Genomic DNA, 6,231 nt, shown 5'->3' on the forward strand with positions numbered 1-6,231 from the left:
TTGCATTATCAAATGTATTTGATAGTAAGACAGAAAAATTCAAGATTCCTATAGTAGTAAATGATAATGGAGAACTTTCTAAAAGGGTTATTGAGGAATTGAAAAAAATCCCTGCCCTTGAGATAGAAGAAACTTATGAACTAAATGGTAAAAAGAAAGCATATACAGAAGAACAGGTAAAAAAGGAAGTTCAAACTAAAAAAGCGGCAATCGTCATCCCTAAGGATTTCACACAAAATGTATATTCAGGGACAGAGGCCAAAGTCATCATCATAGAAGATGAAGTTGATCGCATTATTCCAAGTGTTGTTTCAAATGCTGTAACTCAAATTGTGTCAGAAATACAAAGAGATATGACTAAAGAGATTGTAAAACAAGCCTCTGCCCAAATGGAAGTAAATGTGAAAGTAGAGTTTAAAGAATTAGCATCAGATAATGAACATAAACCTACTCCATTTGAATCTAATGTACCGGGATATGCCGTAATGTTTGTACTTTTAGGTACTGCTGCAGCTGCAGGTGCATTAGTAGAAGAGAGAGAGAATGGAACGTTAAGAAAAATTCTTACTTTACCTATTAATACATTATCAATCATTTTTGGAAAGATGCTCTCATGCTTTATAACAGCTATTGTTCAATGTGCAGTCCTTTTTAGCGTAGGACATTTTGTATTTGGAATGTGGCTAGGGAAAAGTGTATTAGGAATTATATTACTAGTGATATGTACTGCATTTGCAGCTTCAAGCCTAGCAATTTTATTAGCCTCTATATGTCAAACAAGATCCCAAGCAAATGGTATTTCAATTTTAATCGTGTTAACCATGTCTGCTTTAGGTGGATCTTGGTGGCCACTTTATATAGAGCCTGAATGGATGCAAAACCTAGCGCATATTACGATTACAGCCTGGGCAATGGGAGGCTTTAACGATTTATTAGTATATAACAAAGAATTCTCCTCTGTTCTTATTCCATCAGCTGCATTAATTGGTATGGGAATTTTATTTTTAACAATCTCCATACAAAAATTTCGACGTTCTTATGAAAAGTAGGTGAAATAAGTGTACTTAGTAAAAAATGAGGTGAATGTTCGTTTTGGGGAATGCGATCCTATGGGAATTGCTCACCATTCTCATTATTTTCATTGGTTTGAGCTGGGTAGGTTTCAAATGCTAGATATGACAGGTATAAACCAGTATTTAAAACAGGAAAAATTGTATTTTCCAATTATTGATATAAGATGTACCTACAAAAAATCAGCTCGTTTTCAAGACGACTTAATTGTAGAAACCTATCTTAAGAATGAAAGTAAAATTTATATAGAATTTGTTTATAAATTATTCCGCAAGAGATGCCGAGTTTTGCTAGCGGAAGGATTTTCAAAACATGTTTTAACACGGTCGAATAATCAATTAATTAGTAGATTACCAGAAGAAATTTTAGAAAAGATTCAATTTGAAAATAGCGGGGGTGTCATATGATTACATTTATTTTTCCAGGACAAGGGTCCCAATCAGTAGGGATGTGTAAAGGGTATTTAGATAAATACCCAAACATATTTGTACCATTATTTGAAGAAGCAAATGATACGCTTGGATTTGATTTAAAGCAATTATGTTTATATGGGCCAAGTGAAAAATTAATAGAAACAAGTGTTACACAACCAGCTATTCTCACGGTAAGCACAGGAATATCAAGGCTTTTACATTTGAACGGTATAAGACCATCTAAAGTGGCCGGTCATAGCTTAGGACAATTTTCTGCGCTAGTAGAAGTAGGTTCTTTACAATTTTCAGATGCGCTATCCATTGTACGAAAGCGCGGTCAACTTATGAGTAATGTAAAGAGAGAGGGATGCATGTTAGGGGTTGTGTCGAATACTTATCAAACATTATTTGAAGTTATAGAGGAATCTAAACAATATGAAATTGATATTGCTGCCTATAATTCCCCTACACAGGTTATTTTTTCTGGAGAGAGTAAGAGCATTCTTAGGTTTCAAAAGGTATTAGATCAAAAAAATGGTATAAAAACTAAAATACTCTCAACTAGTCATGCATTTCATTCGCGTTTAATGGAAGAAATGGTTCTTGAGTTTAAGGAGTATTTAAATTTATTTTCGTTAAAAAGTGCCCAAATACCAATTGTTTTAAACTGTTCAGGAAAACCAACTACAGATAGAATCAATATTTTACAAGATATAAAAAGACAATGTGTAGATCCAGTTATGTGGCAAGATACTATCTATACTTTATTGAATAATGGTACGAAACACTTTATAGAAGTAGGTCCCGGAAATACGTTAACCAAGTTATGTCGCTCCTTTAAACAGAACATATCTGTATCCTCTACAGAAACACCGATGTATTTAAAAAGAAGTCTTACTATGATAGAGAAAGAATTTAAGGAGGAACAGGTTTATGTTTAATGGAAACGAAGTGGCATTAGTTATCGGAGGATCAAGAGGCATTGGTAAAGCAATAACAATGGACCTAGCCAATCAGGGCTTAACTGTTTACTTTACGTTTCAAAGTAATCAAAAATCAGCAAATGAAATAGCCAACACTATAGAAGCAAAAGGTGGAAAGGCATTTCCTATGCATGTAGATATTACAAATGAAGATTCTATTCATAAATTGTTTCAACACATACGCTCAAAGGAAAAAAGAATAGATATTTTAGTAAATAATGCAGGAGTTATTAATGATGGATTTGCTGCAATGATGAGCGAGGAAAAGTGGGATCATGTGGTTGATTTAAATTTAAAAGGAACTTTTCTTTGTTGTCGACAAGCATTAAGAATCATGATGAGACAGAAAAGAGGTTCTATAGTAAATATCACGTCGACAAGTGGAATAACGGGTGCAAGGGGGCAATGTAATTACTCTGCTTCAAAGGGTGGGGTTATTTCTTTAACCAAGACCTTAGCATTAGAAGGTGGGGAATTCGGCATTAGGGTTAATGCAGTTGCACCTGGTTTTATACAAACAGATATGACAAAAGGAATGGATCAACAAACATTAAAAAGGATGTTAGAACTAGTGCCGCTTGGCAGAATTGGGGAACCTAAAGAGGTAGCACATCTAACAACATTTTTATCCTCTAATTATGCAAGTTATATCACTGGGAAAGTTTTTACAGTGGATGGTGGATTAGTTAATGGCTAAACAATAGATGATTAAATGACGAATTTTGAGTTAAACAAGGAAATGGGGAAAACAGATGTTTACGTATGTAGAAACAAAAATTATTGCTGCAAAAAGAAAACAATTAACTACTAGAATTAAAGAAATTATTACTGAGAGATTAGATTTAGAAATCGAACCGCATTTCATTACTGATGATCAGCCATTATTCGGAAGAGGCTTAGGAGTGGATTCCTTGGATGCATTAGAGCTATTTCTGGCAATTGAAGAGGAATTTGGAGTTGCAGTGTATGACGAGAATATGGCAGTACTGGGTTCCATTAATAAAATTGCTGATTTTATTGAAGAAAATAGGGAGGATGATGTGAAGTGAGACCGGTATTAAATGCAGATCAAATCCGAAATATCTTACCACATAAATGGCCATTCCTTTTCTTAGATAAAGTTATTCAACTTGAGCCAGGAAAGAGTGGAATTGGTATTAAAAATGTAACAATAAGTGAACCCTTTTTTGAAGGGCACTTTCCAAATGAATCAATTATGCCTGGAGTGTTAATTATTGAGGCTTTGGCACAAATGACGGCTGTTGTTTATGTTACAGGAGAACTAGCAAAAATAGATGCACATGGCGCATGTTCACCTAAAATAGATCCCAGTTCATATGTGGGTTATTTAGTTTCTGTACGTAATATGAAATTTTTAAAACCTGTAGTACCAGGAGACCAGCTAGAATTACATGTCCAAATTGGAAGATCACTTGGGGTAATCTCACAAGTAGAAATCACGGCTTATGTAGATAAAAAGAAAGTTGCTACTGGTAGTATTCAAGTTTCTAAAAGAGTTGAGGAAATATGATCCATGGTATAGATGTTCAAGTTCGTGAGTGTACAGAGGCAGATAGTGAAAAGTTAGCTCACTTTTATAATAAATATCAATATGGACCTATTAAATATGGGTATCCCTTAAATAAGCAAGACATCAAGCAATTATTTCGAGAGCGGAAGATACAGTTATATTTAATTGCTGAATATGAAAATGAAATTATAGCCACCTTATTATTTTCTAGTTTGTCAGGTCAAAGAGCAGCAGTTTCAGATGGAACCTGGGCAGGATTCTTTTTAATCCATCCAGAATTTCGTTCGGGAAATATACCAGATAAATTATTTGCTTATGCAATTAAAAATCTTATCCAACAAGATATTAAGTATATTGACACAGAAGTGAATCCGGAAGATAAAGTAGCCATGGCACTCTATAAAAGAGTGGGGTTATATCAAACAAGTAGGTCGTATATAGACTATGATGGCTACTTGAATTTAAGGAGCTATTTACCTTATGTTATTAGTTATCTATTAGATGCATTTAAACCGATTATTTCAAAAAGTGACCAAGATATATGGTTATCTAGAGGTTGGAAAACAGTTAGGGGATTGAAATCCTTACGTTCTATTCAGAGTAACGCCATAACAAAAAATGGAATTGAAGTTGTAAAATATGCTATTAATCTTGGAGCAAAAGATGTGAATTGTTGGGTCGATATAAAAAGTGAAAAGATTACTGAGGTAGAAACAGAACAAGTACGATTCACTAGTTATATTTTAGAAGGAAACAATTTAATCGTTGGAGAGAAGATTCACATCTGTTATGTATATGAACACCATTTTCCGAATCCTCTTGAAGCTAGTATTTCATCGAAGATAGGGAAAGATTACTTAATTGATTTAAAGAAAACTTTTTATCCAAATAAAAAGTACGAGTGGGAAGAAGTTATAACAGTAAATAAGGAAATAGAGGGAGAGCTTGTTACTAAGTTAAAAGCAAAAGAACTAGAATTATCTGTTCATTTTGGAGTAACCATAGCAAATCCGTTAGAAGTAAATGTTGCTAATTATCCTAAGTTAATTAATGGAAAAGAATCTGCATGTATCGTTAATGTAAAAAATAATTCTTTAGATAGATTAATTTACAAACTACTTATTCAACAAGAAAACTCGAAAATACTAGATTTCATACCGCTAGAAAAACACCAAATCTGTATCATAGAGCCGGGTGAAATAAAGGATCACATTATTGTATTGAATCCTAAAAAAATTGGTATCACTAATATGACATTTTCGGCTGTTAGTCATCAAAATAAAAATATTGGGGCATTAAAGGCAATAATTCCGATTCATGCGCATGGGAAAAATCATGTTTATGAAACAAAAGAATACTTAGTTCTAGAAAATATGTATATAACTGTACAAATAAGTAAAAGTACTGGTTGTTTATATATATATGACCTTAGAAAGCAGCAATTATTGGCAAAAGAAGCATGGCCAGATCTAGATTATCCATTTTTAAATGCAGTAAAAGAACCGAAAGTAAATGAGCTGTCATGGGAAATAACATCTGATTCATGTTTTGAAATTACTCATGAGGTCACAAGATTAAAGAGAAGCATTTGTTTTTTGTCAGATAAGATAGTTCAAATAAATGATTTCGCACAGGAAGGAAAATATATAAAAATATATCCTTGGTGCATGTTATATGATGCGAAAATGACGGTACCACTAAAGAGTGGGCTAGTTTCTAAACCTATGGTATATGGTGAGTATCCATATGCACTACATGACTATGAATTTGTAAATCAATTTGATCTACCTAGTCATCCAAACATGTATGAGCGAAATTATACATTGTTTGAATCGCAAAATATTAATATTGGATTTATATGGAAAGGAAATATAGAGCGTATCCTATTTGGATTAAGATGGATGCCAGCGGTAATATTTAAACGGAATGATAAAGAAAAATGTATAACAAAAACGCACTATTATACTTTATGTTCCCATGATAGCAAAGATGAAGTGGAAGAAATCTATAACGATATTACTAGTCATACATCCAAATTCATATCTAATAAGATTCCGTACTCAATTGAGACTGACCAATTTCATATTATAAATGAAAACGGGGAATTTCATATTCATGGAAGTCTAAAAAACTTATTTTCTTCCATATTAAAGGGGAAATTAACATTGTTTTTCCCTCAGACATCTTACGAACAACAATTGTTTATACAAGACATAGAATCTATAAGCAATTT

Annotated in this window: 7 protein-coding genes; all 7 read left to right on the forward strand. The window is 33.0% G+C overall.

The genetic code is table 11. The annotated features are described in order from the left end of the window. Positions 1–1,049: ABC transporter permease (locus tag ACQGS6_RS21265; protein ID WP_426965548.1), on the forward strand; the 1,049-nt coding region annotated here is incomplete at its 5' end. A gap of 9 nt (positions 1,050–1,058) precedes the next feature. Further along, complete coding sequence (locus ACQGS6_RS21270; RefSeq protein WP_000281617.1) at positions 1,059–1,478, forward strand: acyl-CoA thioesterase; 420 nt, start codon at positions 1,059–1,061, stop codon at positions 1,476–1,478. Beyond that, on the forward strand, positions 1,475–2,425 hold the full coding sequence (locus tag ACQGS6_RS21275; protein ID WP_426965549.1) for an ACP S-malonyltransferase: 951 nt from the start codon (positions 1,475–1,477) through the stop codon (positions 2,423–2,425). The genes ACQGS6_RS21270 and ACQGS6_RS21275 overlap by 4 nt, the downstream gene beginning before the upstream one ends. After that, positions 2,418–3,164: a 3-oxoacyl-[acyl-carrier-protein] reductase gene (gene fabG, locus ACQGS6_RS21280; protein WP_000481738.1), complete on the forward strand. Its 747-nt coding sequence runs from the start codon at positions 2,418–2,420 to the stop codon at positions 3,162–3,164. Before ACQGS6_RS21275 ends, fabG begins: the two co-directional genes overlap by 8 nt. A 55-nt stretch (positions 3,165–3,219) precedes the next feature. Continuing rightward, complete coding sequence (locus tag ACQGS6_RS21285) at positions 3,220–3,516, forward strand: acyl carrier protein (RefSeq protein WP_000495740.1); 297 nt, start codon at positions 3,220–3,222, stop codon at positions 3,514–3,516. Next, positions 3,513–3,998, forward strand: coding sequence for a 3-hydroxyacyl-ACP dehydratase FabZ (gene fabZ / locus ACQGS6_RS21290; protein ID WP_001247960.1), 486 nt, complete (start codon positions 3,513–3,515; stop codon positions 3,996–3,998). The genes ACQGS6_RS21285 and fabZ overlap by 4 nt, the downstream gene beginning before the upstream one ends. Continuing rightward, on the forward strand, positions 3,995–6,231 hold a 2,237-nt coding region (locus tag ACQGS6_RS21295; RefSeq protein WP_426965550.1), incomplete at its 3' end, for an N-acetyltransferase family protein. The genes fabZ and ACQGS6_RS21295, both read left to right, overlap by 4 nt.

Source organism: Bacillus sp. GMs2/2 (assembly GCF_050172095.1).
In the GTDB taxonomy this organism is placed as follows: domain Bacteria; phylum Bacillota; class Bacilli; order Bacillales; family Bacillaceae_G; genus Bacillus_A; species Bacillus_A cereus.

What these genes read in the sequence shown, in the direction of transcription:
- ACQGS6_RS21275 (WP_426965549.1), top strand. Translation starts at nt 1,475, where the DNA reads ATGATTACATTTATTTTTCCAGGACAAGGGTCCCAATCAGTAGGGATG.
- fabG (WP_000481738.1), top strand. Translation starts at nt 2,418, where the DNA reads ATGTTTAATGGAAACGAAGTGGCATTAGTTATCGGAGGATCAAGAGGC.
- ACQGS6_RS21285 (WP_000495740.1), top strand. Translation starts at nt 3,220, where the DNA reads ATGTTTACGTATGTAGAAACAAAAATTATTGCTGCAAAAAGAAAACAA.